30 protein-coding genes are annotated in these 26,409 nt (G+C 34.1%); 15 read left to right on the top strand and 15 right to left on the bottom strand.

Annotation, left to right across the window (positions count from 1 at the left end):
- Positions 1 to 7: 7 nt before the first annotated feature.
- The 4 genes from A9G08_RS01565 to A9G08_RS01550 all read right to left on the bottom strand — a co-directional run bounded on the left by A9G08_RS01565 (position 8) and on the right by A9G08_RS01550 (position 3,098).
- Positions 8 to 280 (bottom strand): HU family DNA-binding protein, encoded by a 273-nt coding sequence (locus A9G08_RS01565; protein WP_065562006.1) that lies wholly within the window; start codon positions 278 to 280, stop codon positions 8 to 10.
- Positions 281 to 455: 175 nt separating this feature from the next.
- Positions 456 to 1,049, bottom strand: a complete 594-nt coding sequence (locus A9G08_RS01560; protein WP_065562005.1) for a YjaG family protein — start codon at positions 1,047 to 1,049, stop codon at positions 456 to 458.
- Positions 1,046 to 2,116 carry a uroporphyrinogen decarboxylase gene (gene hemE, locus A9G08_RS01555; protein ID WP_065562004.1) on the bottom strand — a complete coding sequence of 357 codons (1,071 nt, stop codon included), beginning with the start codon at positions 2,114 to 2,116 and terminating at the stop codon, positions 1,046 to 1,048. Before hemE ends, A9G08_RS01560 begins: the two co-directional genes overlap by 4 nt.
- Positions 2,117 to 2,192: 76 nt before the next feature.
- Positions 2,193 to 3,098, bottom strand: coding sequence for a LysR family transcriptional regulator ArgP (locus A9G08_RS01550; protein ID WP_065562003.1), 906 nt, complete (start codon positions 3,096 to 3,098; stop codon positions 2,193 to 2,195).
- Positions 3,099 to 3,306: 208 nt separating this feature from the next.
- On the opposite strand from A9G08_RS01550, the gene rpiA reads away from it, so the two are divergent.
- Both rpiA and serA read left to right on the top strand, forming a co-directional pair.
- The gene (gene rpiA / locus A9G08_RS01545) at positions 3,307 to 3,966 is read left to right on the top strand and encodes a ribose-5-phosphate isomerase RpiA (protein WP_065562002.1); all 660 of its coding nucleotides are present in this window, start codon (positions 3,307 to 3,309) and stop codon (positions 3,964 to 3,966) included.
- A gap of 70 nt (positions 3,967 to 4,036) precedes the next feature.
- The gene (gene serA / locus A9G08_RS01540; RefSeq protein ID WP_065562001.1) at positions 4,037 to 5,278 is read left to right on the top strand and encodes a phosphoglycerate dehydrogenase; all 1,242 of its coding nucleotides are present in this window, start codon (positions 4,037 to 4,039) and stop codon (positions 5,276 to 5,278) included.
- 177 nt (positions 5,279 to 5,455) lie between these two features.
- Here serA and srlR read toward each other — a convergent pair whose 3' ends face one another.
- From srlR to srlA, 6 genes are all read right to left on the bottom strand, one after another.
- Positions 5,456 to 6,235, bottom strand: coding sequence for a glucitol operon DNA-binding transcriptional repressor SrlR (gene srlR / locus A9G08_RS01535; protein WP_065562000.1), 780 nt, complete (start codon positions 6,233 to 6,235; stop codon positions 5,456 to 5,458).
- A gap of 100 nt (positions 6,236 to 6,335) precedes the next feature.
- Entirely contained in the window at positions 6,336 to 6,704 is a 369-nt protein-coding gene (locus A9G08_RS01530; RefSeq protein WP_065561999.1) for a transcriptional regulator GutM, read from the bottom strand.
- A gap of 74 nt (positions 6,705 to 6,778) precedes the next feature.
- Positions 6,779 to 7,558, bottom strand: a complete 780-nt coding sequence (gene srlD / locus A9G08_RS01525; protein ID WP_065561998.1) for a sorbitol-6-phosphate dehydrogenase — start codon at positions 7,556 to 7,558, stop codon at positions 6,779 to 6,781.
- A 10-nt stretch (positions 7,559 to 7,568) separates the two neighbouring features.
- Positions 7,569 to 7,937, bottom strand: a complete 369-nt coding sequence (gene srlB / locus A9G08_RS01520) for a PTS glucitol/sorbitol transporter subunit IIA (protein ID WP_065561997.1) — start codon at positions 7,935 to 7,937, stop codon at positions 7,569 to 7,571.
- A gap of 95 nt (positions 7,938 to 8,032) precedes the next feature.
- Positions 8,033 to 9,022 (bottom strand): PTS glucitol/sorbitol transporter subunit IIB, encoded by a 990-nt coding sequence (gene srlE, locus A9G08_RS01515; RefSeq protein ID WP_065561996.1) that lies wholly within the window; start codon positions 9,020 to 9,022, stop codon positions 8,033 to 8,035.
- A gap of 31 nt (positions 9,023 to 9,053) precedes the next feature.
- The gene (srlA, locus tag A9G08_RS01510) at positions 9,054 to 9,602 is read right to left on the bottom strand and encodes a PTS glucitol/sorbitol transporter subunit IIC (RefSeq protein WP_065561995.1); all 549 of its coding nucleotides are present in this window, start codon (positions 9,600 to 9,602) and stop codon (positions 9,054 to 9,056) included.
- Between the two features lie 268 nt (positions 9,603 to 9,870).
- Here srlA and A9G08_RS01505 point away from each other — a divergent pair, with 268 nt between their 5' ends.
- The 11 genes from A9G08_RS01505 (at position 9,871) to A9G08_RS01455 (ending at position 20,572) form a co-directional block, all read left to right on the top strand.
- Positions 9,871 to 10,467: a Dps family protein gene (locus A9G08_RS01505; protein WP_081299444.1), complete on the top strand. Its 597-nt coding sequence runs from the start codon at positions 9,871 to 9,873 to the stop codon at positions 10,465 to 10,467.
- Between the two features lie 79 nt (positions 10,468 to 10,546).
- On the top strand, positions 10,547 to 11,095 hold the full coding sequence (locus A9G08_RS01500; RefSeq protein WP_065561994.1) for an NADPH-dependent FMN reductase: 549 nt from the start codon (positions 10,547 to 10,549) through the stop codon (positions 11,093 to 11,095).
- Between the two features lie 69 nt (positions 11,096 to 11,164).
- On the top strand, positions 11,165 to 11,842 hold the full coding sequence (mutH, locus tag A9G08_RS01495; RefSeq protein WP_176701504.1) for a DNA mismatch repair endonuclease MutH: 678 nt from the start codon (positions 11,165 to 11,167) through the stop codon (positions 11,840 to 11,842).
- A 214-nt stretch (positions 11,843 to 12,056) separates the two neighbouring features.
- Positions 12,057 to 12,476 carry a PTS sugar transporter subunit IIA gene (locus A9G08_RS01490; RefSeq protein WP_065561992.1) on the top strand — a complete coding sequence of 140 codons (420 nt, stop codon included), beginning with the start codon at positions 12,057 to 12,059 and terminating at the stop codon, positions 12,474 to 12,476.
- Positions 12,477 to 12,971 carry a PTS system mannose/fructose/N-acetylgalactosamine-transporter subunit IIB gene (locus tag A9G08_RS01485; RefSeq protein WP_065561991.1) on the top strand — a complete coding sequence of 165 codons (495 nt, stop codon included), beginning with the start codon at positions 12,477 to 12,479 and terminating at the stop codon, positions 12,969 to 12,971. It abuts the gene before it with no gap.
- Between the two features lie 24 nt (positions 12,972 to 12,995).
- Positions 12,996 to 13,802 carry a PTS mannose/fructose/sorbose transporter subunit IIC gene (locus A9G08_RS01480; RefSeq protein WP_065561990.1) on the top strand — a complete coding sequence of 269 codons (807 nt, stop codon included), beginning with the start codon at positions 12,996 to 12,998 and terminating at the stop codon, positions 13,800 to 13,802.
- Between the two features lie 17 nt (positions 13,803 to 13,819).
- Complete coding sequence (locus A9G08_RS01475) at positions 13,820 to 14,656, top strand: mannose/fructose/sorbose PTS transporter subunit IID (protein ID WP_065561989.1); 837 nt, start codon at positions 13,820 to 13,822, stop codon at positions 14,654 to 14,656.
- Positions 14,657 to 14,813: 157 nt separating this feature from the next.
- Positions 14,814 to 16,058: a zinc-binding dehydrogenase gene (locus A9G08_RS01470; RefSeq protein ID WP_065561988.1), complete on the top strand. Its 1,245-nt coding sequence runs from the start codon at positions 14,814 to 14,816 to the stop codon at positions 16,056 to 16,058.
- Between the two features lie 102 nt (positions 16,059 to 16,160).
- The gene (locus tag A9G08_RS01465; RefSeq protein ID WP_065561987.1) at positions 16,161 to 17,132 is read left to right on the top strand and encodes a sugar-binding transcriptional regulator; all 972 of its coding nucleotides are present in this window, start codon (positions 16,161 to 16,163) and stop codon (positions 17,130 to 17,132) included.
- A 157-nt stretch (positions 17,133 to 17,289) separates the two neighbouring features.
- Complete coding sequence (locus tag A9G08_RS01460) at positions 17,290 to 18,702, top strand: glycoside hydrolase family 28 protein (protein ID WP_081299443.1); 1,413 nt, start codon at positions 17,290 to 17,292, stop codon at positions 18,700 to 18,702.
- A 616-nt stretch (positions 18,703 to 19,318) separates the two neighbouring features.
- The gene (locus tag A9G08_RS01455) at positions 19,319 to 20,572 is read left to right on the top strand and encodes a PTS ascorbate transporter subunit IIC (RefSeq protein ID WP_065561986.1); all 1,254 of its coding nucleotides are present in this window, start codon (positions 19,319 to 19,321) and stop codon (positions 20,570 to 20,572) included.
- A 40-nt stretch (positions 20,573 to 20,612) separates the two neighbouring features.
- On the opposite strand, the gene argA is transcribed toward A9G08_RS01455, so the two are convergent.
- The 4 genes from argA to aroE form a co-directional block, all read right to left on the bottom strand.
- Positions 20,613 to 21,941 carry an amino-acid N-acetyltransferase gene (argA, locus tag A9G08_RS01450; RefSeq protein WP_065561985.1) on the bottom strand — a complete coding sequence of 443 codons (1,329 nt, stop codon included), beginning with the start codon at positions 21,939 to 21,941 and terminating at the stop codon, positions 20,613 to 20,615.
- 167 nt (positions 21,942 to 22,108) lie between these two features.
- A complete protein-coding gene (gene aroL, locus A9G08_RS01445; RefSeq protein WP_065561984.1) occupies positions 22,109 to 22,624 on the bottom strand; it encodes a shikimate kinase AroL in 516 nt (171 codons plus the stop codon).
- A 201-nt stretch (positions 22,625 to 22,825) separates the two neighbouring features.
- Positions 22,826 to 23,179 carry an Aca2/YdiL-like domain-containing protein gene (locus A9G08_RS01440; RefSeq protein ID WP_065561983.1) on the bottom strand — a complete coding sequence of 118 codons (354 nt, stop codon included), beginning with the start codon at positions 23,177 to 23,179 and terminating at the stop codon, positions 22,826 to 22,828.
- Positions 23,180 to 23,312: 133 nt separating this feature from the next.
- A complete protein-coding gene (aroE, locus tag A9G08_RS01435) occupies positions 23,313 to 24,143 on the bottom strand; it encodes a shikimate dehydrogenase (RefSeq protein ID WP_065561982.1) in 831 nt (276 codons plus the stop codon).
- A gap of 382 nt (positions 24,144 to 24,525) precedes the next feature.
- Between aroE and rpmB the strand changes: the two genes are divergently transcribed.
- Positions 24,526 to 24,762: a 50S ribosomal protein L28 gene (gene rpmB, locus A9G08_RS01430; RefSeq protein ID WP_025314527.1), complete on the top strand. Its 237-nt coding sequence runs from the start codon at positions 24,526 to 24,528 to the stop codon at positions 24,760 to 24,762.
- A 15-nt stretch (positions 24,763 to 24,777) separates the two neighbouring features.
- Positions 24,778 to 24,945 carry a 50S ribosomal protein L33 gene (gene rpmG / locus A9G08_RS01425; RefSeq protein WP_034884348.1) on the top strand — a complete coding sequence of 56 codons (168 nt, stop codon included), beginning with the start codon at positions 24,778 to 24,780 and terminating at the stop codon, positions 24,943 to 24,945.
- A 122-nt stretch (positions 24,946 to 25,067) separates the two neighbouring features.
- Here the strand turns inward: rpmG and gltP are convergent, their stop codons facing one another.
- Entirely contained in the window at positions 25,068 to 26,378 is a 1,311-nt protein-coding gene (gene gltP / locus A9G08_RS01420) for a glutamate/aspartate:proton symporter GltP (protein ID WP_176701505.1), read from the bottom strand.
- Positions 26,379 to 26,409 lie beyond the last annotated feature (31 nt).

Raw genomic sequence — 26,409 nt, 5'->3', positions numbered from 1 at the left:
AATAAAATTATTTGATTGCTTCTTTTAAGCTTTTACCAGAAACAAATGCTGGTACTTTGCTTGCTGCAATTTTGATTTCTTTACCAGTTTTTGGGTTACGACCAGTACGAGCTTTACGAGCATTAACTTTAAATGTACCGAAACCAACTAATTGAACTGGCTCACCAGATTTTAATGATTCAGTGATAGAAGCTAAAGTTGCTTCTAAAGCAGTTTTTGCTGCAACTTTAGTAATATTAGCTTTGCTAGCAATAGCATCTACAAGTTCTGTTTTATTCATGGAATATCCTTACATATTTATTTTATTGTTAAAGTTAACATTAATAAACAAAGTTAAAACCCAACTTTGCTTCTGTAAACGTGATTTAGATTACATTGTTGTTAAATGTAGTCTATATTTGCCTAATGTTAAAGAAAAATTTAATAAAAATTAAAAAAATCACGCTTTAACCGCTTTAATTGCTCAAAAAAACACCAATATTGCTAGTTTCTGCAGACCGAATGTCCATTTTCAAGCCTTTAATCAAGTCTAACATTTCATTATTTTCATCACTTAATAAGCGAAAAATTTCCCACTGCAAATCAAATTCATCAATTACACTAGGCAAAGTTACTTGTTCATCTTCTGAAAGTTCAATATTATCTTTTGTCATTTCAAATTCAGCTACAGTAGTTGCGGAAATAGAGCTAACTTTGGCTGAGTGTTCATCTATTTCACCACTTATATAAGAGTGTAGAATTTCACTAAGAGCCTGACAAGCATCAATAGCAGGGTAAACCATATATGGGCTATCTTCCTTGATGACTGGAATTAACGATTCAAGTTTCTCAAGTTGTAAATCAAAATTAATTTTCACATTCTCAACCAATAGTGATTCCCAAATAAGATCTAGAATTTTTTTATATCCTACTGCTGATTGTTCATCTTGTTGTAAATTGCAATAATAAATAAAGTTTGGATACATTCGTTCGCATAGACAAACCATAAATAAACGCTGCTTCCAAACTAGCAATTTTGCTATTCTTAATTGAATAGGATTTTTAATCATGAATGAAACCTTTTTGACCGTGTGTGTACTGATTCAACTAAATATTGTACATGCTCAATGGGAATATCTTGGTGAATACCATGACCTAAATTAAAGACATGACCATTATGATAGCCAAATTCACTTAGAACTGACTCAACGTTAGACTCAATCGTTTCCTTATTGGCATACAATATAGAAGGATCTAAATTACCTTGTATGGCAATCTTACCTTTTTGTTCTATCTGATTCAAATCCACTGTCCAATCAACACCGATGGCATCAGCCCCTGATTTAGAAATAGTATCGAGCCATAAACCGCCACCTTTTGTAAATAGCGTCACAGGAACATAAGAAGTGATATTCTGGCTTTTCTTACCCCTTTTTAGTTGAGATAAGATAAGTTCCATATAATGCAAAGAAAACGCTCGATAACTTTCATGGCTAAGCACCCCGCCCCAAGTATCAAATATCATAATCGATTGGGCGCCAGCTTCAATTTGAGCATTTAAATACAATATTACACTGTTAGCTAATTTTTCTAGCAGCAAATGTAATGCTTTAGGTTCACAATAAAGCATCTTTTTTATTTTAGTAAAGGTTTTACTACTACCGCCTTCAACCATATAAGTTGCCAAAGTCCATGGACTACCAGAAAAGCCAATTAATGGAACTTTGCCACCTAACTCTTTTTTCGTTAACCCAATAGCATCCATTACATATTTGAGAGATTGTCCTGGATCAGGTATAGGCAATTGTGCAATATCATCTAAACAAGAAATCGTTTTTTTAAATTTAGGCCCTTCGCCTGTTTCAAAATATAAACCAAGTCCCATTGCATCGGGAATGGTTAAAATATCTGAAAAAATAATGGCAGCATCAAGATCAAATCGCCGAATGGGTTGTAAAGTTGCTTCACAGGCAAGTTCTGGTGTTTGGCACATCGTCATAAAATCACCAGCTTTAGCCCTAAGCTGCCGATATTCAGGTAAGTATCGACCGGCTTGGCGCATCATCCAAATTGGCGTGTAATCCACAGGTAAACATTGTAATGCACGTAAATAACGATCGTTTTTCAATTGGCTCATCTTTTTAGCTCTATAAATTGTGAGATAGGGTAAATGGGACAGTTCTACATTTAGCTCAAAATAGCTAATTTGACAATTATTTCCGATCTTGAGGCTGCGACAATATACGTTGAGCGTAACAAATCAATGTTTCAGAAATATTTTGCATCACGCTACTTTCTGGAGCAAAGCGATGCCAATACAGCATACGTCTTTGAAATAAGCCTTCCGTTAAATTAACCAATTCACCATTTTTTAACTCTTGTTCAACTTGTAACATTGGTATCATACAACATGCAGAACCTTGTTTAGCCAATTGGACAAAAGCTTCAGATGAACTAGTAATATGACAAATAACACTACCTGGTGTAAGATTAAAATTTTCTTGCAAAAAGGCTTGGTGCATATCATCCAAATGGTCAAATGCCACTGCAGGCGCTTTTAAAAGCGATGACCGAGTAACACCATTAGGAAAGTATTTTTTAGCAAACTCAGGAGAAGCAACAAAAATATAATCCAATGCCCCTAATAAATCAGATAAACATCCCGGTAAAGGATTGGGTTGAATGCTAATTGCAGCAACGACAGTACCTAAGCGTAGAAGTTCTAACGTATGCTCTTCATCTTTGACTTGAATATCAAAGCGTAAAATATTTTTATCTAAAACTGGTTTTAAAGCGGGTAAAAACCAAGTTGCTAAAGAGTCAGCATTAATTGCAATTGATAATGACAATGGCGTAGTATTTTGCTCATTGTCACCTAACCATTGTTGTTCTAATAATTCAACTTGATGCAATAATCCTAAAAGATGTTCACCTTGTTTAGTCGCTTTTGGAGGAATCGTTCTTACTAATAGTTGCTGACCAAAAAAGCTTTCTAATTGCTTAATGCGTTGCGATACTGCTGGTTGCGTAATACACAATTTGTCAGCTGCTCGTTCAAATCCTCGTTCTTTTATCACTGCATCTAATGCTTGTAATGCTCTATAATCTGGACGCTTCATAATCTCTTTACTAATGATTTGATCTTCGCTTGGTCATTCAAGCTATTTTAATTTTGCAAAAAATTTGAAATAGATCTAAAACCTTATAGATTTTCTTAAAATACTAATGATTTTTGCTTTCCAATTGGGTACTATGCCATATCTTAAACAATTTTGCTTTTAAAATTTTAATTTTTTGATCAAAATTATATTTACACACGGTGATATCATGACACAAGATGAACTAAAAAAAGCAGTAGGTTGGTCAGCCCTTAAATTTGTTAAACCAGATTCATTAGTAGGCGTAGGCACAGGTTCTACTGCGGCTCACTTTATTGATGCTCTTGCAACAATAAAAGATCAGATAAAAGGAACTGTCTCTAGTTCAGAAGCGTCAACCCAAAAATTAAAAAGCTATGGTATTCCAGTTTTAGACTGTAATGACGTTGATAGCTTAGATATTTATGTCGATGGAGCAGATGAAATTAATCATAATATGCAAATGATTAAAGGCGGAGGAGCCGCGTTAACACGTGAAAAAATAGTATCGGCTCTGGCAAAACAATTTATCTGTATCGTTGATGAGTCAAAAGTGGTCGACGTTCTCGGGAAATTTCCACTTCCAGTAGAAGTCATTCCGATGGCCCGTTCTTACGTTGCTCGAGAATTATTCAAACTTGGCGGCAAACCTATCTACCGTCAAGGAGTGGTCACTGACAATGGCAATGTTATTTTAGATGTTCACGACCTTGTAATAGCAAAACCAATGGAATTAGAAGATAGGATTAATAGTATCGCCGGTGTAGTCACAGTAGGGTTATTCGCTAATAAAGGCGCTGATATCGCTTTGGTAGGCACGAGTTCTGGTGTGAAAGAAATAAAAAAATAATAAATTACTTTTTTTAATTAATAACTTTGCATGACAAATTGTTTTAAATATTAAAGATAGAGAGGAAGAAATGGTTGTTCAAGCGTTAACCAAAGATGAAAACAAGTTTCTATTACTTGAAGGTGTCCACCCTAGCGCGATTGAAACACTTAAATCGGCAGGCTTTAACAACATTGAATATCATAAAGGTGCGCTATCCAAATCCGAACTTGAAGCGGCAATTAAAGATGCAAGATTTATTGGTATTCGCTCAAGAACACATTTAACAAAAGATATAATCGATGCTGCCCCAAAACTTGCAGGAATTGGTTGTTTCTGTATTGGAACCAATCAAGTTGAACTTGATGCTGCAACCGTTAAAGGAATTCCTGTTTTTAATGCACCGTTTTCTAATACGCGTTCTGTTGCAGAGCTAGTATTGGCTGAAGCGATTTTATTACTTCGCCGAGTACCTGAAGCTAATGCCAAAGCTCACCAGGGAAAATGGAACAAATTAGCCACAGGTTCTCATGAAGCGCGTGGTAAAAATTTAGGTATCATTGGTTATGGCCATATCGGTAGTCAATTAAGCGTATTGGCTGAATCATTAGGCATGAATGTTTATTTTTATGATATCGAAACTAAATTACCATTAGGCAATGCCAAACAAATTTCATCCATGAAAGAATTACTTGCCATGAGTGATATTGTAAGTATGCATGTTCCAGAAAACTCAACCACAATTAAAATGATTGGCAAATCAGAAATCGACATGATGAAATCAGGCTCTATATTGATTAATGCCTCTCGCGGTAGTGTGATTGATATTGAAGCCTTAACTCAAGCGTTGGAAAACAATAAACTTAGTGGTGCTGCTATTGACGTTTTCCCTAGTGAACCGGCAACTAATAGCGATCCATTCGAATCACCACTGTGTAAATTTGATAATGTCATTATTACCCCACATATCGGCGGTTCAACTACTGAAGCACAAGAAAATATCGGTATTGAAGTTGCAACCAAGTTGGCAAAATATTCTGATACAGGCGCAACACTTTCAGCGGTTAACTTCCCTGAAGCATCATTACCGATTCCGGCAAAAGGATCTAGCCGATTTATTAATATTCATCACAATCAACCGGGCGTGTTGACTGCAATAAATACGCTATTTGCAGAACAAGGTCTAAACATTTCAGCTCAGTATTTACAGACTGATTCTAAAATTGGTTATGTTGTGATTGATATTGATAGAGTAGAACAAAATAAAGCAGAAGAGTTATTAGTTAAACTAAAAAATGTCGCTGGTACAATTCGAGCAAGATTATTGTTCTAATCCACTTTGCTAAGGCGTTCGGCAATTATTTCCATGTCCGAACGCATAATATTAGGTTTAGAAATTATTCGAGTGTTTCAGATAGATCGTTAATATCAAACCAATTTTAATAAAATTACCACTATTATTAACGTCAAAAACCCCGTTCCTCAACTTTTTTTATATTTTAATGTCTTTTTACTTATCTAAAGGTTTTACTTTTATAACTTTAATACCTTTTTGAATTAATGCGTCGTAATATTTATCATCTAAATTATTGTCTGTAATAATCGTATCAACTGATTCTATATCACAAACGACATTTGGGCTACGCCGCCCAAATTTAGTTGAGTCAACGAGTAAAATCAATTTTGCAGCGGCTTTACTCATCGCCACACTACCATGATAGCTTTCGTTGAATGTTGTCACACCACCAACTACATCAACACCATCAGCACCCATAAATAATTTATCAAAAGTATAAGATTCAAAGGCCGCAATTGCTGATGCATGATTACTATGGAAGGAGGCTGATTTTCGGCGAAAAGTGCCTCCCGTCAAAATAATGGTTTGATCGTTATCATTAGCTACCAGTTCATTAACCATATGTAAACTATTGGTCATAATAGTTAAATTATTAAACTGGGCTAACATTGGAATCATCTGTGCGACAGTACTGCCTGCATCGAAAATAATTGAATCACCTTCATGGATCAATTTAGCGGCTTCTTGAGCAATCGCTTTTTTAGCAGCAGTATTAATGTAGGTTTTATGATCAATAGCTCTGTCACCGATTTCTCGATTTAGCATTGCTCCACCATAAGTCCTTAAAACTAATCCACTCTCATTAAGTTGAGTAAGATCTTTCCTTATAGTGGTTCCAGTAGTCCGAAAATGTGCGACTAATTCATCTACACTAACCTGTCCATGATTTTGTAAATATTCTAAAATTGCGGTTTGCCTTTGTTTAACTTTCATGCCAAGATTCCATTATTTTCACAGTAAATAAGATCATTTACTTTGCAAGATAGTATACTTCAATATAAAAGAAAATACTTTTCAAAATAAAAGTTAAATACTATTTATTGCTCGCGGTTAACGCAACTGATAATGCACTTCGCGAAGCAGGATCGTTTGGGTAAATCGTTTCAGGTATAATCTCTTTTGCATTAAGTCCATGTAATTGAGGAATAGTCTTAGGTAATGCAAATACTGTAATGCCCTTCATTTTTACTGAATCAATTACATTTTGGTTTTCATCTAATGAGATAGCAATTAAGACTCTTGGCTTAAACCATTTAGTTTGACTACGACCAACCCCCAAATATCGCCCTTTTTTCATCGCTAAAAAGGCTTGATTAAATCGGCGAATTTGCAACCAACTAAATATGATTTGGACACACCAGGCCATAAGCGCAAAAATAATTAAAGTTGTCGTCATGTTCATGGCTATCTCCATTAATAATTTAGGCTAAATAAAAATGCGAAAGTGATAACAAACACTTTCGCACTTTATTTTAATTAGAACATTACTTGGCCACCAGTAATATTAATTGATTGTCCAGTACAATATGAAGCCTTATCACTTGCATAAAATAATAAGACATTAAGCACATCTTGATAATCACAACCACGTTTAAGTGGCACCTTATCAATATAAACTTGCTCAACTTCGTTTTCTGGAATACCCAATTTTTTAGCGTATTGAGGAATTAATGATTGGAACATTGGTGATTTTAATAAATTACCTAACATTAATGAATTTACAGTAATACCATAATCTGCAAGATCAAGTGCTAATGATTGAGTTAAACCAACACCACCAAATTTAGCAGCACTATAACCAGAATTATGTTTACTACCAACTTTACCAGATTTTGAATTTATTTGAATAATTCGTCCAGCCGTTTTATGTTTGAGCATTAATTTAGCAAACTCGCGAGCACACAAAAAGTAACCAGTAAGATTAACATTTACTGATAATTGAAAATCGCTTAAAGCAAAGTTTGTAATAGGAGCTGCTTTAGCAACACCTGCACTATAAACCATTAAATCAGCTCGGTTAAATGTATTATCAACATCTTGTGCAAGTTTAATCACACTCTCTTCATTTGTTGCATCAACACCAAAGCCTTTTGCGGTACCGGCTCCATGTTTCTGATTGATAGCATCTGCTACTTTATTTGCATTTTCAATATTTAAATCAGCAACAGCTACATTATAACCAGCATCAGCAATCCCTTTACATAAAAACTCACCTAAAGTTTGTCCTCCACCTACAACAACTGCAACTTTTTTCATTCTTTGTTCCTTAATTAGTTAAAATTTTAATTTCATCACCCACAAAAAGTTGATTTGGAATGTCACCTTTTACATGGATAGTTCCCGGTAATTCTGCTTGGCTACTGCCGTCAAACCTTAATGTGATATGCCCTAATTCACGAAAATTGGTGCTAGCAACATCGCCAACGGAGGTAATTTGAAAAGTATGTTTGCCAATTTGAAATACTTGCCCTACTTGTAGATCTTGTTTTAAATCATCATGACTATGTACAAAACAGTAATCAGCTAAGTCTGATGGCGCTCCATTTTTAAATAGTATTAGCATGCCATCAGCCAATGCATCTGGGGCAAACTCACCAATTTGATTAATTTTTGATTGATAGATAACATTCGACATCGTTAACCTTCTTTAATTTTTAGTTGAAGCGAAATTTTCAAATTTCACTGTTTGCTAAAGAGGGATGATGTTCATCCCTAAATACTTAAATATGTCTATTGATAGATAAATAATGACACTGCCCAAGCGATTAATACGGTTGGTGCACCAGTTAAAAATCGACTTACTAGAACCGAAGGAACACCTACACGAACAGTATCTTGTTTTGCTTCTGCTAGTGATAAACCGACAGGGATAAAGTCACATGCAGCTTGAGCATTTATGGCAAACAATGCTGGTAGTGCTAAATGAGGTGGAATATTACCTAACCCAATTTGTACACCAACTAATGTACCGATAACTTGCGCGATTACCGCACCAGGACCTAAGAACGGTGAAAGTAATGGGAAAGAACAAATTAATGCTAATATCACTAAACCAAGTGGATTATCTGCTAAAGGGACTAATCCATGGGCAATGAAGTCACCTAATCCAGATGCAATAATGATCCCGATTAAGGCTGAAACAAATGCCATGAAAGGTAAAATCGTTTTGAGAACAGTATCAATAGTATCTCGGCCAGCTTGGAAAAAAACTGCTACACCAGACCCCATACCGATACCAATTTTGGCTAATAAGCCATCACTTTGTTCAGTGATTTTTTTACTACTGTCATAATCTTTAAATTCTGACGCTTTAGTATTTGCTTGAGCTGTTTCTCCTACAACATCACCTTCCTTTTCAATTAGTTTGATATTGTTTGGCTTAACAGCAGAAACATAAATGTCTTCGACAATATATTGTGCAAGTGGTCCTGATTTACCAGTTGCGTGGATGTTGATAGTTGGTATTCGATTTTTTGGATAAATACCACAACGGAGAGTTCCGCCACAGTCAATTACAGCAACGCCTATTTCGTCTTTTGGTGGTTCACCTTCTTTAAAACCATCAATTGCTTCCCAACCAGTTAGTTCAACTAAAGTATCGACTATTGCAGGTCTAGTACCAGCTGCAATGTAAACAATTTTTTTACCAGCAACGATTGGAAGCTCTAATGGCCCCCCCCAACCTGCTTCACCTTTTTCAATATGAATATATTTAGCCATTTTATTTTCCTTATATCGTGATAGATAATTGTTATAAATGAACTTTTCTATCTAGTTTAATTCCCATTTTTTTCTCAAAAATGGCTGTACAAAAGTCAGTAATCCAACCTCTAAAGAAGTTAGTAACTAAACCGACAAGGAAATAACTAACAGCTAATGGACCTAATGGTAAATTTAATGTAGTTAATCCAGCAGCTACCCCTAAATAAACAAAAAGTTCGCCCGGATTTACATGTGGAAATAAACCATTCATTGAGTGGCAGCTATAAGAGGATGCTGCATAATAGCTAGGTTTGTAAAACTCTGGCATAAAGCGACCTAAGCTTAGTGTCATCGGATTACAAAATACAAATGTACCAATTAAAGGAAGTAATAAATAACGTGAAACAGGGTTACCCGCACAAGCTTGAGCTAAACGTTCAATACGGTCTTGTCCAATAAATTTAATGACCGCATTCATAACTACTAACAATGAAATTAATAAAGGTAAAATCGAGGTGACCATCCCGACTAACACTTTACCGCCTTCTTGGAATAAACCGATAAACCACTCGGCTCCAAATGAAATTGTATCAATCATATTTTCTCCTATTGATTTAAATTGCAAAGAAATATTAACAATTATGAAATCAAAAAAACTTTAACTGGATCACAATTTGAAACATTTTCTTTTATTTTGAAAGAAATATTTTAAACAATAGAAAAAAATAGGGTAATTAATCATTCATAGATAGTTGATATAGCAGTAATAGTTAAAAATAGCTCATTTTGATTGGACTTTAATAAAGAGTTGGCGTAATTTGGTGTTTGTTAAATAATCATTTAATTCACCTATAGGAGAATATTACATGGCTAAAAGTACTACTAAAAAAAGCACAACGGCTTCGAAATCATCAACAGCTCCAAAAGTTTTAAAAAATGTAAGTTCTGCCAAAAGATTACAGCAATCTGCAATTTTATTTCCAACTGATTTAGGCCAAAAAGCTTCAAAAGATATTTCTGGCGCAATGAACTCTGTATTAGCAGATGTGTTTGCTCTATATTTAAAAACTAAAAACTTCCACTGGCATGTCAGCGGTCCACATTTCCGTGATTACCATTTAATGTTAGATGACCATGGTGAAGAACTATTTGCAATGACAGATCCAATTGCTGAACGTGTACGTAAATTAGGTGGAACAACTTTACGTTCAATTGGTCATATTTCTAAATTACAAAGCATTTCAGACAACAATGCTGATTTTGTTGAACCATCAGATATGCTTGCTGAACTTTGTCAAGATAACATCAAACTTACAGAACGTATGCGCGTAGCACATGATATCTGTGACAAATATAACGATACCGCAACAGCTAGTTTAATTGAAGAGTGGATTGATCAAACTGAAAGACGCGCATGGTTCCTATTTGAAACAGGTCGTAGAATGGACTCATCAGGACACTAAAGCTCTGTGAAGTTCTGTAATTATCATAAATAAGAGACACTTATGGTGTCTCTTATTTTCAATTTAAGAGGAACCAAAAATGAGTAAAAAAATTGCAGTACTTGTTGGTAGTTTACGTAAAGATTCCTATAACTTAAAAGTAGCCAAAGTTTTTCAACAAATTGCGCCATCATCACTTTCACTAAATATCATCCAAATCGGTGATTTACCTTTATATAACGAAGATATTGATACTGATACACCGCCACAATCCTATAATCGTTTTCGCCAAGAAATTGCCAATTGTGATGGTGTGATTTTTGTTACACCAGAATACAATCGCGGATTACCCGCTGTCATAAAAAATGCACTTGATGTTGGATCACGCCCTTATGGTAAAAGTGTTTGGTCTAAAAAACCAGCTGCTGTGGTCTCTGTATCACAAGGCGCTATTGGTGGCTTTGGTGCAAATCATCATTTACGACAATCTTTAGTTTTTCTTGATATGCCTACCCTACAACAACCGGAAGCTTATATCGGTAATATTGGTACAGCTTTTGATGAAAATGGCAATATTAACGAAAAAACCAAGTCTTTTCTTTCATCAATCATTGAAAGTTATGCTAAATGGGTTGAACAGCTAAGTTAATAATGATTTATTTTAATATCCACAACCAATATAATTGATTGTGGATATTATTAAATTTATTCGAAACAGATGCTAAACTTTTATCCTTCTAATGAACAAGAGTTATTGAATCGAGCAGAAATGGCCGCTGGCTATAGCTTTGCTGAGATAGCTCAATATGTCAATATTCCTATCCCTGCTAATCTTAATAAACAAAAAGGATGGGTAGGCAATCTGATTGAAACTTATCTTGGTGCGAATGCCGGCAGTAAAGCAGAACAAGACTTTTCTAATTTAGGCATTGAACTAAAAACAATTCCAGTCAATAAAGAAGGTAAACCATTAGAAACTACTTTTGTTAGTGTTATTCCTTTAATGGCAAATCACGGTGTGATTTGGGAAACCAGCCATGTTAAATACAAGCTTAGCAAAGTACTTTGGATCCCGATTGAAGGGGAAAGAAGTATACCTCTTGCAGAAAGAAAAGTTGGAAAACCAATACTTTGGACACCAACTTTAGAACAAGAGCAACAACTTAAACAAGATTGGCAAGAATTAATGGATATGATAGCTCTTGGTCAAGTTGAAAAAATCACCGCGCGTTATGGCACCTATTTACAGATCAGACCTAAAGCTGCCAATGGAAAAGCTTTAACTGAAGCCATTGGTGAAAATGGCGAGATTATTTTAACTCGCCCAAGAGGGTTCTATCTTAAAAAGTCATTTACTTCACAAATCCTACAGAATTCCATTGATCATTTAAGTTAAGAAGAAATGATCATTTAATTTCAATCACCCTTATTTTTTTAGCCTTACAAAATACTCCTTTTTTCGTTAAGAAAAAAACCATTTCTTTTATTTTGCAAGAAAATCAAATCTACGTCACATTTTTGCACATTAGTGATTTACTTTGAGCATTTGTGCATATAAATTCATTTAAACATTTGTGAAGCAACAAGAGAATTTGTGAAAGAGGTGTGAGATGAACTTTATATTAGCGGGTCATGGAAACATTGCCGTGGAAATGAAAAATAGCATTGAAATGATAGCTGGTGAGTATCCAAATGTACGGGCTATCACTTTTCAGTTAGGTGATGGTATTGAGACATTAAAAGACAAATATCTAAAAATTATTAATCAATCAACTGAGCAACCATTCATCATTATTACTGATATTTTTTCAGGTAGCCCTTATAACGCAGCGGCAATGTTGGCAATGCAATCAGAAAACATCGAAGTCATCAGTGGTTTATCTTTACCACTTTGTTTAGCGTTATTACATCTTGATTACTCTTCAATTAGCCTTGAAGAAACTTTTGAACAACTTAATGACATGAAATCCGATTTCATCAAATCTTTCAAAAAAATAGCTAAAAATATCGCTGAAGAAGAGGAACTTTAAATGATTATAAATTTAGTACGCATTGATGACCGTTTAATACATGGTCAAGTCACAACAGTTTGGACCAAAGAAGCAAAAGCAGAAAGAATCATTGTTGTTAGTGATGAAGTTGCTAATGACGAAATCCGAGCCACATTAGTTAAACAAGCTGCACCTCCTGGAATTAAAGTTTCTGTTGTGAGTATTGAAAAAGCGGCAGCGGTTTATAAAAACCCAAAATATGAAAACGATACCGTGTTTTATCTTTTTACCAATCCAACCGATATTCTGCGATTAATCGAACAAGGTGTACCAATTAAGAGTATCAATATTGGTGGTATGTCTTTCAAAGCAGGTAAAAAGCAGATTACTAAAGCGGTGTCAGTGGATGAAAACGATGTATCGGCATTTAGAAAGATGCATGAGATGGGAGTTGATCTTTGCTTAAAAGTGGTAATTACCGATCCTAACGTCGATTTTATCAAGCTACTTGAACAAGAATTCCCTATTAATTAATAGGAATAAACAAGGAGGCAAAAAATGGAAATTTCATTATTTCAAATTGTATTAATATTCATCTTCTCTTGTATAGCAGGTATGGGAAGTGTGCTTGATGAGTTTCAAACTCATCGCCCATTAATTGCCTGTACCGTCATAGGCTTAATATTAGGTGATATAAAAACAGGTATCATTTTAGGTGGTACGCTTGAATTGATTGCATTAGGCTGGATGAATATTGGTGCGGCACAATCACCTGATTCAGCACTGGCTAGTGTTATATCCGCGATATTAGTTGTAGTAGGTAAACAAGATATTCAAACTGGAATCGCAATCGCCCTCCCCGTTGCAGCAGCGGGTCAAGTTCTAACGGTATTTGCAAGAACAATCACGGTTGTCTTCCAACATGAAGCTGATAATGCCGCAGAAAAAGTTCAATTCAAAAAAATAGAACTTTTACATTATAGCGCGCTTTTTGTACAAGCTTTACGAGTAGCAATACCGGCAACATTGGTCGCCATTTATGTTGATGCCAATACCGTTAACACCTTATTAAGCATGTTGCCAGATATTGTTACTGGTGGTCTTGCTGTTGCGGGTGGATTTATTGTGGTAGTTGGTTATGCAATGGTATTAAACATGATGATGGTTAAATATTTAGCACCTTTCTTCTATTTAGGCTTTGTTCTTGGAGGTTACTTAAACTTCAGTTTACTCTCATTCGGTATTTTAGGCGTTATTTTTGCCACCATTTATGTCCAATTAAATTCAAAGTTTAACACGACTAAAAATAGCGAAAAAAGTATTGTGGCAAATTCAATCATTGCTGATGACGAGTTAGACGATTAATAAATAAGGATTCTATTATGAAAGAAATGTTAAATACCATTCAAAAGAAAGATATTGTTAGTACATTTATTCGATCTAATTTTCAACAAGCATCTTTCAACTATGAACGAATTCATGCCTTAGCTTTCTGTGTGGATATGATTCCTACAATCAAACGAGTATACAAAACCAAAGAGGAGCAACGTGAAGCATTAAAAAGACATCTAACGTTTTTCAATACGACTCCAGCAATGTGTGGACCCGTTATAGGCGTTACCATGGCAATGGAAGAAGCTAGAGCAAATGGTGCTGATATCTCTGATGGCACAATTAACAGTTTAAAAGTTGGTTTAATGGGACCGTTAGCGGGAGTGGGTGATCCATTAGTATGGGGAACCTTACGTCCAATAACTGCAGCGCTTGGGGCATCACTAGCACTAACCGGAAATATAGCTGGGCCATTACTGTTTTTTATCTTATTTAACTTAATTCGACTTGCCATGAAATGGTATGGATTAACGTATGGATTATCTAAAGGAATCGGAATTGTTAAAGATCTTTCAGGTAATATTCTTCCAAAATTAACAGAAGGCGCAACAATTTTAGGCCTATTTATCATGGGTGTCTTAGTCACAAAATGGACCTCCATAAATGTCCCACTTATTGTATCCCAAACGACCGGCATGAATGGAGAAGAGGTCATTATGACAGTACAAGGCATTCTCAATGACCTTGTACCAGGATTATTGCCATTAGCGTTAACACTTTTGATGATGAAATTGTTAAGGAAAAAAGTCAGTCCAATAATTTTAATCTTTGCATTATTTGCGGTAGGTATTATTGGCTATGGTTTAGGTATTCTTGCTAAAGGTTAAAGCGTTAAAGAAATAAAAAATTGACCGTTGAAAATGAATAAAAAGGTTTAAAGCTATTACCGAGAACTTTATTAATAGTAATTTGATTTTTTGAAATAAAAACGCTTTAAACCTTTTCCTAAATAAATTTAACCAAATTAGAGAATTAGAGGAATATATGAAAACTCAAGCAGTTAGACTGTATGGAAAAAATGATTTGCGATTGGAGTCATTTCAACTTCCTGAAATTACTGATGATGAAATTCTAGTTACAGTCATTGTAGATAGTATGTGTATGTCTTCATTAAAATTAGTCAATCAAGGTGAAAATCATAAGAAAACGCCACCCGACTTAAAAAATAATCCCATTATTATTGGGCACGAATGCTGCGGTGAAATTATACAAGTGGGTAAAAAATGGCAACATAAATTCAAACCAGGACAAAAATATGTCGTTCAGGCCAATTTACAACTTTCTGATAGCCCATATTGCGTAGGTTATTCTTATCCTTATACTGGTGGTTGTGCAACTTACATGATAATTAACCATGATGTACTAAAACAAGACTGTTTGATTCCTTATGATGGACAAACTTATTTCGAAGGTGCGTTAATTGAACCATTGTCGTGTATCATTGGGGCATTCAATGCCAATTTTCATTTAAAGCCAAATAGTTATGAACATATTATGGGCATTAAGCCTAATGGTAATCTGATTATTTTAGGTGGTACGGGCCCTATGGGTATGCTAGCAATAGATTATGCATTAGGGGGACCCATCGCACCTAAAAAGGTTGTCGTAACTGGTCGTAGCAAAGAGAAAATAGAACATCTAAAAACCCTTTATCAATCTCGTAATGGTATTGAATTAGAATTTGTGGATATTTCTAATGTCGATGATCAAGCGAAATTATTAAAAGATAAATCCACCACAGGAAGTTTTGATGATGTTTTTGTTTTCTTACCCTCTCAAGAGTTAATTCAACTCGCCTCTCAACTATTAGCGATTGACGGTTGCCTTAACTTTTTTGCTGGACCCCAAGATAAAAACTTTTCGGCTGAAATTAACTTTTACGATGTCCATTATAACTTTACCCATATCGTTGGCACTTCAGGCGGTAATACTAATGATATGCGAGAAGCGGTGAAACTAATCGAATCAGGTTCGGTAGATGTGGCAAAAATCGTAACTCACATTATGGGTATAGACCAAGCAAGTAAAGTCACTCAAATACAGGATCAGATTAAAGGTGGAAAAAAATTAGTTTATACCCATAAAAAGTTTGATCTTAAATGCATAGAATCATTAGATAAAAATGCGGATGATATTACTTTACAAAAAATACTCTCTAAAAATAATGGTATTTGGTCAAAAGAAGCTGAAGATTATGTTTTAAATTATTTTCCTGATATTGATTCTTGATTTATACTTTATTCAAATCAAGATGACATTTATTTGTGACATCTTGATTTGAATAAAAATATGGAGTTTTTTAATAACTAAAGATAATAAGATAACGCTACTATGATTAATCAAAATTTTAGCAACGACGAGTTTGAACAGCATAAGATGTTAATTAAGATTGCTCAATTGTATTATGAAGAGAATAAAACACAGTCCGAAATAGCAAAAATAGTTAACATACATCGCTCAAGCATTAGTCGAATGTTAAAAACAATACGCGAGCTAGGCATTGTTTCAATTTCGATTAATTATAATCTGTTACCTGATATAGCGTTAGAAGAAAAAATTTGTAATAAATATCATTTAAAACAAGTCATTGTTGTACCCGTCAACACTGATATAGACAATGAAAGTAAAAATCAGATTGTTTGTAATGTGGCAGCAAGTGTCCTACTCAAAAATATTACCGATAATGATGTGATTGGTGTGTCCTGGGGACGCTCGATCAATTATATTGTGAATAGTTTAAAAAATGATAATGCTACATTTGAAAATGTTACCATCGTACCAATGATTGGTGGCCCTTCTGGCAAGATCGAAACAAAATACCACGTAAATAATATAGCTTGTAAACTTTCCGATAAACTTAAAAGTAAAGCAATATTAATTGATTACCCCGCTATCGTTGATACCGCTAATTTAAAAACTGAAATTGAAAAAACTCAACACATGAAAGAACTCAATGATTGGTGGAATAAGATCACAGTTGCTTTATTTAGTATTGGTTGTCCAGCTATATCCAAAAGCTCAATTTGGTATGGTTTTTATGGTGAACTTTTTCAAAAAATTACTAACAGAAAAATTGTCGGCGACATTTTATCGCGATTTTATGACAAAAATGGTAAAGAATTACAAACGCCATTCCATGATCAAATTATTGGCGTGACGTTAGAAAATTTAAAAAAAATCCCTCTAAAAATATGTGCAAGTGGCGACGCTGAAAAACTTAACAGTTTAATCGCTGCATTAAATGCAAATTATATTGATGTATTAGTCATTAGTGATGAAATGGCAAATCAATTAGTTAATTGATCTCATAAAAAAGCTGACACTTGCGTAAATTAAAACGTCATTTCAATTTTTATAAATTATTTTTTAAATTTGTGACTCTATTAACAGATTCTTAGACTATTAACCTAGATAATCATTTTTATACTTCATCTTTTTTATTCTTCATTAAGGAAAAAACATGTATCGTTTAATTATAAAAAATGGATTATCTATTAGTTTACTCACGCTTACCGCTAGTTTCGCTGTGATAGCTTCACCACCATTTGTTCCAGTTACTTTGGACAAACTTAATATTCCTAATAAACAATGTAATGTTAGAGATTATGGCGCTGAAGCAACAGGTATTTGGTATGATACAAAAGCATTTCAAACCGCTATTAATGATTGTGCGCAAAATGGCGGTGGTAAAGTTATTGTTCCTGCGGGTTATTACCTATCTGAACCTCTATTTTTAAAAAGTAATATTGAATTTCATTTAGAAAAAGGGGCGGTAGTACAAGCTTCAGCAGAGGAAAGTGCATATCATCCTTCAGAAGAACAAAAAAAATGGTCATCATCAGATGAATCATTACCACTAACAAAACAATGGATTGGGTTTATTAATATTGCAGAAGAAAAAAATATTGCTATCACCGGTGAAGGAATTATTGATGGGCAAGGTTCAACGCTTTTAGAAAAATACCGCGCCGAGACTCGTCAAGCCGGAAAAAAGGGACCAACCAATCGCCCTCGTCTACTTTTATTTAAAAACGCTAACGATATTTTAGTTGAAGGCGTCACAATACAAAATTCGCCAAGTTTTCATATTGTTTTTAAAAATGTGGAAGATATTACAATTAATAAAACAACAATATCCGCTCCAGCTTGGTGGCAAAACACGGATGCCATTGATCCAATGGATAGTAGAAGAGTCAGTATTACAAAAAACACAATAAGTGTGGGTGATGACCATGTTGCAATTAAATCAACAGTAAACAACCTTAGCCATGATTTTTATATTGCAGATAATAACTTTATGCTCGGTCGTGGATTATCTATTGGTTCAGAAACATATGGCGGTGTGAGCAATTTACTGGCAGAAAATAATACCTTTACCGATGCCATGTATGGTATTCGAATCAAATCGCCAAGAGGCAAAGGTGGTGAAGTTAAAGATATTGAGTATAACAATACAACAATGGTCAATGTAAAAACGCCAATTGTTTTGTCAGCTTATTATAAAGGCGGCCCAACAACAAAAGATGCAAAAATTAAAGCGTTGCAAGAAGGTGAATTTGCTGGTGGATTTATGTTAGGCGATCAGATTTATCCTGCGGATACTGAACAACCAAAAGAGCATAAACAAACCCCATACTTCAATAACATTAGCTTCAATAATCTTACTGTAAAAGGTAAAAGTAATTACGCTGGTTTTATTATTGGAACACCAGAAAAGCCATTCAATAATATTAGATTTTCAAACATCAATATTGAAGCGGAAAACGGTTTTAAAATTCGTAACGCATCAGTTGAGTTTAGCCACACTAAAATTAATGTAGAAAAAGGATCAGATATTATTAAAGAAAAAGGAAGTCATATTACTCATCAATAGTAATTTGATGGCTCAGATTTGAGCTAATAAAAAATTCACAAACTAGAGCGTTACCAATTGAAACTGTCAAATCGACAAACAAAACAGGTAACGCTTATATTTCTGACTCAAAATTAACGCAATAAATAATCTTATTAAATTTACTTGAAAACTACAGAATATTTCGTTGATCTTCGCTAAAAAGTGCATTAATTATCATTAATTTCCACAAAACCAATATCGATTAATCGCAAGCAAGACATCACACTTTTGTTCATTATGCTGTTTTTTAATTTTTCTTTTTACCACAACATGATATCTCATACATCGTTTTGGCTTTAATAGCTCGCTTCTAAAATCATTTTTATCAGTTTAATGCAAATTAAGTAATTTAATATAAGACCCAAAACTTAATGAAATGGTATAGACTCCTCAATTATTTTTACAAATAAACATCAATCAATCCAGAAAATCATCAACTAAAAAGCTCAATTAATACCGCATAATCAAGATGAATAATTGCTACTAATTGATTATTTGCATATTTCATTTGTTAATTTGTGATCCAAAACACAATTTGAAACGCCGTTTTAATTATAATGATCTTAAGTTTTGTTGTTAAATTTGGAGCAAAAACATGGATCTTTTTCTAAATATATTTGGTCAACCAGCTATCATTATTGCTTTAGTTGCGTTCATAGGTTTGGTACTACAGAGAGCAAAACTTTCTAAAATTATTACTGGCACCCTACTTTCATTCATTGGTTTTGTGTTAATTAAAACGGGTGGAAAAATTTTAGGTGGCGTGTTAATTATGTTCAGTAACATGTTTACTCATGCATTTGGAATGCATGGGGTCGTACCAAGTAATGAAGCCATTACCGCATTGACGATGGAATCACTAGGTACTAGTGCCGCCTTTATCCTCTTTTTTGCGATGATAATTAATCTACTATTAGCAAGATTTACCCGCTTTAAATCGATTTATTTATCATTGCATTTAGTGCTATTCATGGCATTTTCATTTACCGCAGTTTTACAAGGTATGGGCTATAATGGCTATATCATTGTTGCAACTGGCGCTATTATTATTGGTCTTTATATGGCGATATTTCCAACTTTACTCTCTAAATTTAGCCGTACAATAATAGGGAATAATGATTATTGTATTGCCCATGCGGGTACCGTTTCATATTTATTAGGCTCCTATTTAGGTAAATGGTTAGGAAATAAAAAAAATGATATCGAAAAGATTAAAATAAATGATCGTTTTAGCTTTTTGAGGCAATCAGATGTTGCGACTTTTATTACCATGTTTGTTTTACTATGCTTATCCGGTGCTTTTTCATCCGCTGAGTATTTGAAAGAGATACTTAAAAACAATACGTTTATTATTTTTGCGTTGGAACAATCAGCTATTTTTGCCGGAGGCCTCTATATTGCCAAAAAAGGGGTCGCTATTTTTACTGAAGAAATCATCCCAGCTTTTAAAGGATTTGCCCAAGTTGTCGCACCTGGTTGTGTGCCGGCGGTCGATCCAATGGTGTTATTTGATAAAGCACCAAATTGTGTATTAGTTGGTTTTATTGTGAGTTTCTTTACTGAAATAGCTTGTGTGGTCGTTTTCCCTTTTATTGGTTTACCTATTATCATTCCAGGAATTATGGCAAGCTTCATCACCGGTGGAACAGCAGCAATATTTGGTAACTCAACAGGTGGAGCAAGAGGAGCGGTTATTGCCTCTTTCGTTAATGGTTTACTTTTATGTGTGTTGCCAGCCCTCGCATTACCTCTCTTTAAATTTTTAGGTGTTGAAGGTGTAACCTTTGCTGATCCTGATTTCACATCCTTATCGTTAATCACTGAATTTATTGTTAAGCTATTTAGTTAATCAAAAAGTCCGTTGCTATACGGACTTTTTTTAGCTAGATTTAAATTAAATCAAACATTAATATTTTTGAATTTCTTTGATAATTATAGAGTTGTTTCTTTTTAATCGGTAGATCATCCACTTCAGCTGGATTAAAACCTTTTTCACGAAACCAATGAATGCTTCGAGTGGTAAGCACAAAGATTTTTTCTAATCCTAAATTATTAGCACTTTCTGAAATTTTTTCTAATAATAAATCACCGCGTGATGAGTTTCTATATTGCGGATGAATAGCCAAACAAGCCATTTCACCCATTTTTTCTTCTGGATAAGGGTAAAGCGCAGCACAACCAATTGTCATATTATCACGTTCAATAATAGTGAATTTGTCAATTTCCATCTCTAATTGTTCTCGTGAACGTTTAACTAAGATACCCTGCTCTTCAAGTGGTCGAATCAGCTCCAATATCCCACCTATATCATTGATTGTTGCCAAGCGAACTTGCTCTGAATGTTCCATTGCAACTTGTGTACCAATACCATCGCGAGAAAACAGTTCTTGCAAAATAGAGCCATCTACCAGATAACTAACTAAATGGCTACGACGGACACCATTACGACATGCTTTGGATGCCGCACGCAAAAAACGAGCCTCACTAGATAGGTGTTTACCACATTCTTCTTTGCGATTAACATAATTATCAGCATCCACTGGGAACAGATCAGTTATTACATGATTTTGTTCATCAAGTACACCTTGTTCTGCACAAAAACTGATTAGTTTATCGGCTTTAAGTCGAATAGCTACTTCGGCTGCAACATCTTCTGACGATAAATTGAAACTTTCACCTGTAACTGACACACCTACAGGACCTAATAGTACAATCGAACCACGATTTAATTGCTCATCTATTGCTTCGTTATTAATTCGACGTATTTTACCTGTATGGCAATAATCAACACCATCATCAACACCTAATGGTTGTGCTATAACAAAATTACCACTAACCACATTAATATGTGCGCCTTGCAAAGGTGTATTATTTAAGCTCATTGATAAGCTGGCGGTAATATTAAGTTGTAATAACCCTGTTACCTGTTTAACTACATCTAGAGTTGGGCCATCAGTGATCCGAGTATTTTTATGGTATTTAGGTTTAATATTATAATTTTTCAGTGATTCATCTATTTGGTTACGCGCACCATTAACAATGACCAGTTTAATACCCAAGCTATGCAATAAACCAATGTCACTAATGATACTTGTATAATTATTACTTTTTAAAACTGCACCAGTTAATAAAATAACGAATGTTTTTCCTTGATGTGCATTAATATAAGGTACTGAATGCCTTAAACCATCAACGAGTTCAGTTGTTCTTTCTTTCATCGCACCACCATCCAAAATGAATATTTATTCATATTTTTTGTATTTTTATTTATTTTTTATCCAATGGCAAGTCTTTTTTTTAAAATTCAAGAACATAAAATAGATAAAAACTAATTTATAAAAATAGCTTAGCGAATAGTTAATGGAAGAAAATGAAAGAAGTAGAGTTAATGATTTTTCAGTTTTTCAATCATTTGATTTAGAATTAAATTTTCATCTTGATCAACATCTACAATATGATGAGCAGCATCATGATATAAAGGTAAACGTTCAGCAAGAACTTTCTCCATTTCATCAGAAATTGATAAACCCGTTAATGATGGTCGTTGAGCAATATTAGGATCTTTCATCAAACGAGCTGCTAATATTTCAGCAGGCGCAGATAGAAATATGACAACACCGTTTTGCTTCATAAACTGTCGATTTTTCTCAGCTAATACCATACCGCCACCAGTTGCAATAACGCGATTTGGCTTAGCGGTATCAATAAGGACTTGGCTTTCTCTAGCACGAAAACCTTCCCAACCTTCTTTTTCTACAATCTCAGCAACCGTTTTTTGCGTGGTTTCAAGTAAATGACAATCTGTATCGATAAAAGAAAATGATAACTCTTTGGCTAACATTTTACCCATTGTTGTTTTGCCAGCAGCTCTTGCGCCAACTAAAAAAATTATTTTTTTCATTTTGGGCCCTTCTTGATATACAGATCTTAAAATAAGTTATTTATGTATGCTAGTGATTCATTTTTATTTTTGCAATATTTTTTTACAATTTGATTTTATTATCCATATGATTTAATGAATAATAATATCCAAAAAAGTGTAAATAATTTAATGCAATTTACCTAGCATTCTTTAAACATAATCTAGTGTTGAGCATAACAATCAACACAACTTTTCTAAACCTCTAAAATAAAGTTCAGTAGCAATCGATTGATGCAATCGCCATTGAATCACATCTAATTCAGGATTCACTTTTTTAAACTCTTGATATGTCATGAAATATCGAATGGTATTACTTCCAACACGATCATTAATACTATTGATAATCAGTTTTATTTTTTCACTACGAAGATTTTTTAATTCTTTCATTGTAGTTGCGACATTTTCAGGAACAGGTAAAACTCCGTTTTCCCAATCATGCCAAGTTTTTACGTCCGTTTTACCGATATACTCACTTGCCTCTGATACTTTTAGCATCAGAAAACGGCGAAATGCTTGTAACTCTAAATTAGTCATAAATACTCCCTTTTAATCACATTTTAAATTTACTAATCACTTTAACAATCTTAGTCGATTTAATAAATTTTTAAGATGAAGATTAAATATTCAGTCACCATCCCAATTGAATGAGATGGTTAATTTTTAGCTTTTATTTACCTGATAAAGCATCAATCACAGCTTGTTTTGCCCTATCTGAAAGCTCTTTTCCTGTCCAAATTTTAAATTGAGCATTTGCTTGACCAATAAACATCTCACGTCCAGAAATCGATTCCCATCCTGCTTTTTCAGCTTCTTGTCTAAACTTCGTGTTATATGGTGTATACACAATATCGTAAGCTATGCCTTTACCTTTAAACCATGCTTGTTCATAAGGGGTTTGATCTTCAAATTTACCTTGCATACCTAATGGAGTAGAGTTGACAATAATCTGTGCTTCAACTTTATCTCTATCCGACCAAGCTACCGTTTTAAGATTAAATTCTTTAGCTAATGCTTCGGGTAAATCAGTGACAATATCGGTAACTGTTATATCACTATATCCAAGATCTTGTAATCCAACAACCGCCGCACGTGCTGCACCGCCCGCCCCAAGTATTAACACTTTTTTATATTCAGCTGGTAATTTTTTTTGCGCTAGTGGTTGCATAAAACCAATAATATCGGTGTTATCGCCACAAAGCTTATCACCATCCCAATAAACTAAATTAGCTGCACCCGCTTTTTTAACATGATTAGTGACTTCATCTAAATAAGGAATAATAGTTTGTTTGTGAGGGATCGTAACGCACAAACCACGGATATTTAGTAATCGTACTGATTTAAAAAGTGTCGCAATTTCCTCTGGTGGTGTAGGAAAAGGTACAAGTACGGCAGGAATACCATAATCTTGGAAAGATGTAGTATGAATAAGTGGGCTCATACTATGCCCCAAAGGATAACCGATAATGCCATAGATGCTATATGGCGTAAACTGACTCATACTATCTCCTTGAAAGTAAATAAATTCAGACTAATAGATGAAATTTAAAATCCATAGTATTAAAACAAGGTTATTATAAGATTAAATCGTTTTATATTGAACAAAAACAATCTGAATTATGAGATAATTATTTAATCATAATAATGAACTTAAAATTATTAATCTTTTTCAATTAAAAACTTATTTTTAAGCTTAGATAAGATAATGCTTGAGAATTTACCAGTAAAAGCGTATACTTCGCTACCTCATTATTATGGGTGTAGTGTGAGAGGTTAGACTGCTTCTCAAATAGAACTGCAGCAAACTAAAAGCCTGACGAGGTTAATTCCATTAACATATTACGCCCAAGGCTTAAGCATAGAAATTTCGGAGAATTATTGACATGTCACGAGTATGCCAAGTAACAGGAAAAGGTCCTTTAGTGGGAAATAATCGTTCTCATGCGATGAATGCTACTAAACGTCGTTTTCTACCAAATCTTCAAACTCACCGTTTTTGGGTTGAGAGTGAAAAACGTTTTGTAAAATTACGTATATCTGCTAAAGGTATGCGAACTATCGATAAAAAGGGTATTGATGCAGTTTTAGCTGAACTTCGTGCCCGTGGTGAAAAGTACTAATAAGGAAACCATATCATGGCTAAAGGTGTACGTGAGAAAATTAGATTAGTTTCTTCTGCTGGTACCGGTCATTTTTATACCACTAGCAAAAATAAAAGAACAATGCCTGAAAAAATGGAGATCAAAAAATACGATCCTGTTGTTCGTCAGCACGTTGTTTATAAAGAAGCTAAAATTAAATAATTTTACTTTTAAATAAAAAACCCAGCTTAGCTGGGTTTTTTTATATCTATGATTGTGATAATTAGATTAAATTAATAAAAAAGCTCCAGTTTCAACTGAAGCTTTATAAATTAAATGATGTCTTATTTTAAATATTCTTGCTCATATGCTCTTGCTTTTTTATCATCAAAAGCATGTTCCCAGCGGGCTATAACGATAGCAGCCAATGCATTACCCACAACATTAACTACTGTTCTACCCATATCTAAAATACGCTCAACACCCATAATATAACCAATACCCTCGATTGGAATACCAACACTACCAAGTGTAGCTGATAACACTAAAATTGAAGCACCTGGTACACCAGCTATCCCTTTTGATGCTATCATCAATGTTATAACAATGATAATTTGATCCAGAATACTTAAATCCATACCAAATAATTGCGCGAGAAAAATAACAGTTATACTTTGATATAGTGTTGAACCATCAAGATTAAATGAATATCCAGTAGGGATAACAAAACTCGTAATTGCTTTCGGTGCACCATAAGCTTCCATTTTTTCAATGATCTTAGGCAAAGCTGTTTCGGAGCTTGCAGTTGAAAACGCAATGACGAGTTCTTCTTTCAATATTTTTAATAAGGTAAAAATATTAAATCGGCACAATTTACAAACTAAACCTAATATGACCAAGGTAAATATAATCATTGCTGAATAAACAGTTAAAATCAATTTCAGTAATGGCAATAATGAAGCGAATCCATATTTGGCAACAGTCACCGTGATTAATGCAAATACCCCAATAGGTGCGTAACGCATAATCATATTAGTGACTTTAAACATTGTATCTGATACCACTTTTAACAAGAATAAAAATGGATCACGCTGTTTATCCGGTAACGACATTAAGCCTAAGCCAAAAAAGACACAGAAGAAGATAACAGGTAAAACTGCACCATCAGACATTGCTTTAAAGATATTAGCTGGGATCATATCTAAAATCATAACTATTAAACCATGCGGTTTACCGCTAAGTTCTTCAGCAGCTTTAGTATATTTACTAATATCTGCTGAGGCTAACGTTGAAGAATCAATTCCCGCGCCAGGTGCAAAGAAATTTCCCCAAAAAAGACCTAACAAAATAGCAATAGTAGTAATAATTTCAAAATAAAGAATAGTTTTAAAACCAAGCATTCCTAAACGTTTTGAACCACCAATGCCTGCTATACCTAACGTTAAAGTACTAAGAATAATTGGCAATACAATCATCTTAATTAAGCGGATAAAGATATCACCTGCTGGTTGGAAAATATTAACAATTGCAAATTGATAATATGAATGTAATACATGACTAGGATCAGCTAATTCATATAGAAAAGCACCTGCCACTATACCTAAGACCAAGGCAATTAATATTTGCCAAGCAAGATTAGTTACAACTTTTTTTATTGAGAAAGACATGTAATTCTATTCCTTGTCG

Source organism: Gilliamella sp. wkB195 (assembly GCF_001690445.1).
Taxonomy (GTDB): Bacteria; Pseudomonadota; Gammaproteobacteria; order Enterobacterales; family Orbaceae; genus Gilliamella; species Gilliamella apicola_E.
This window is presented reverse-complemented; position numbering and strand designations above follow the sequence as displayed.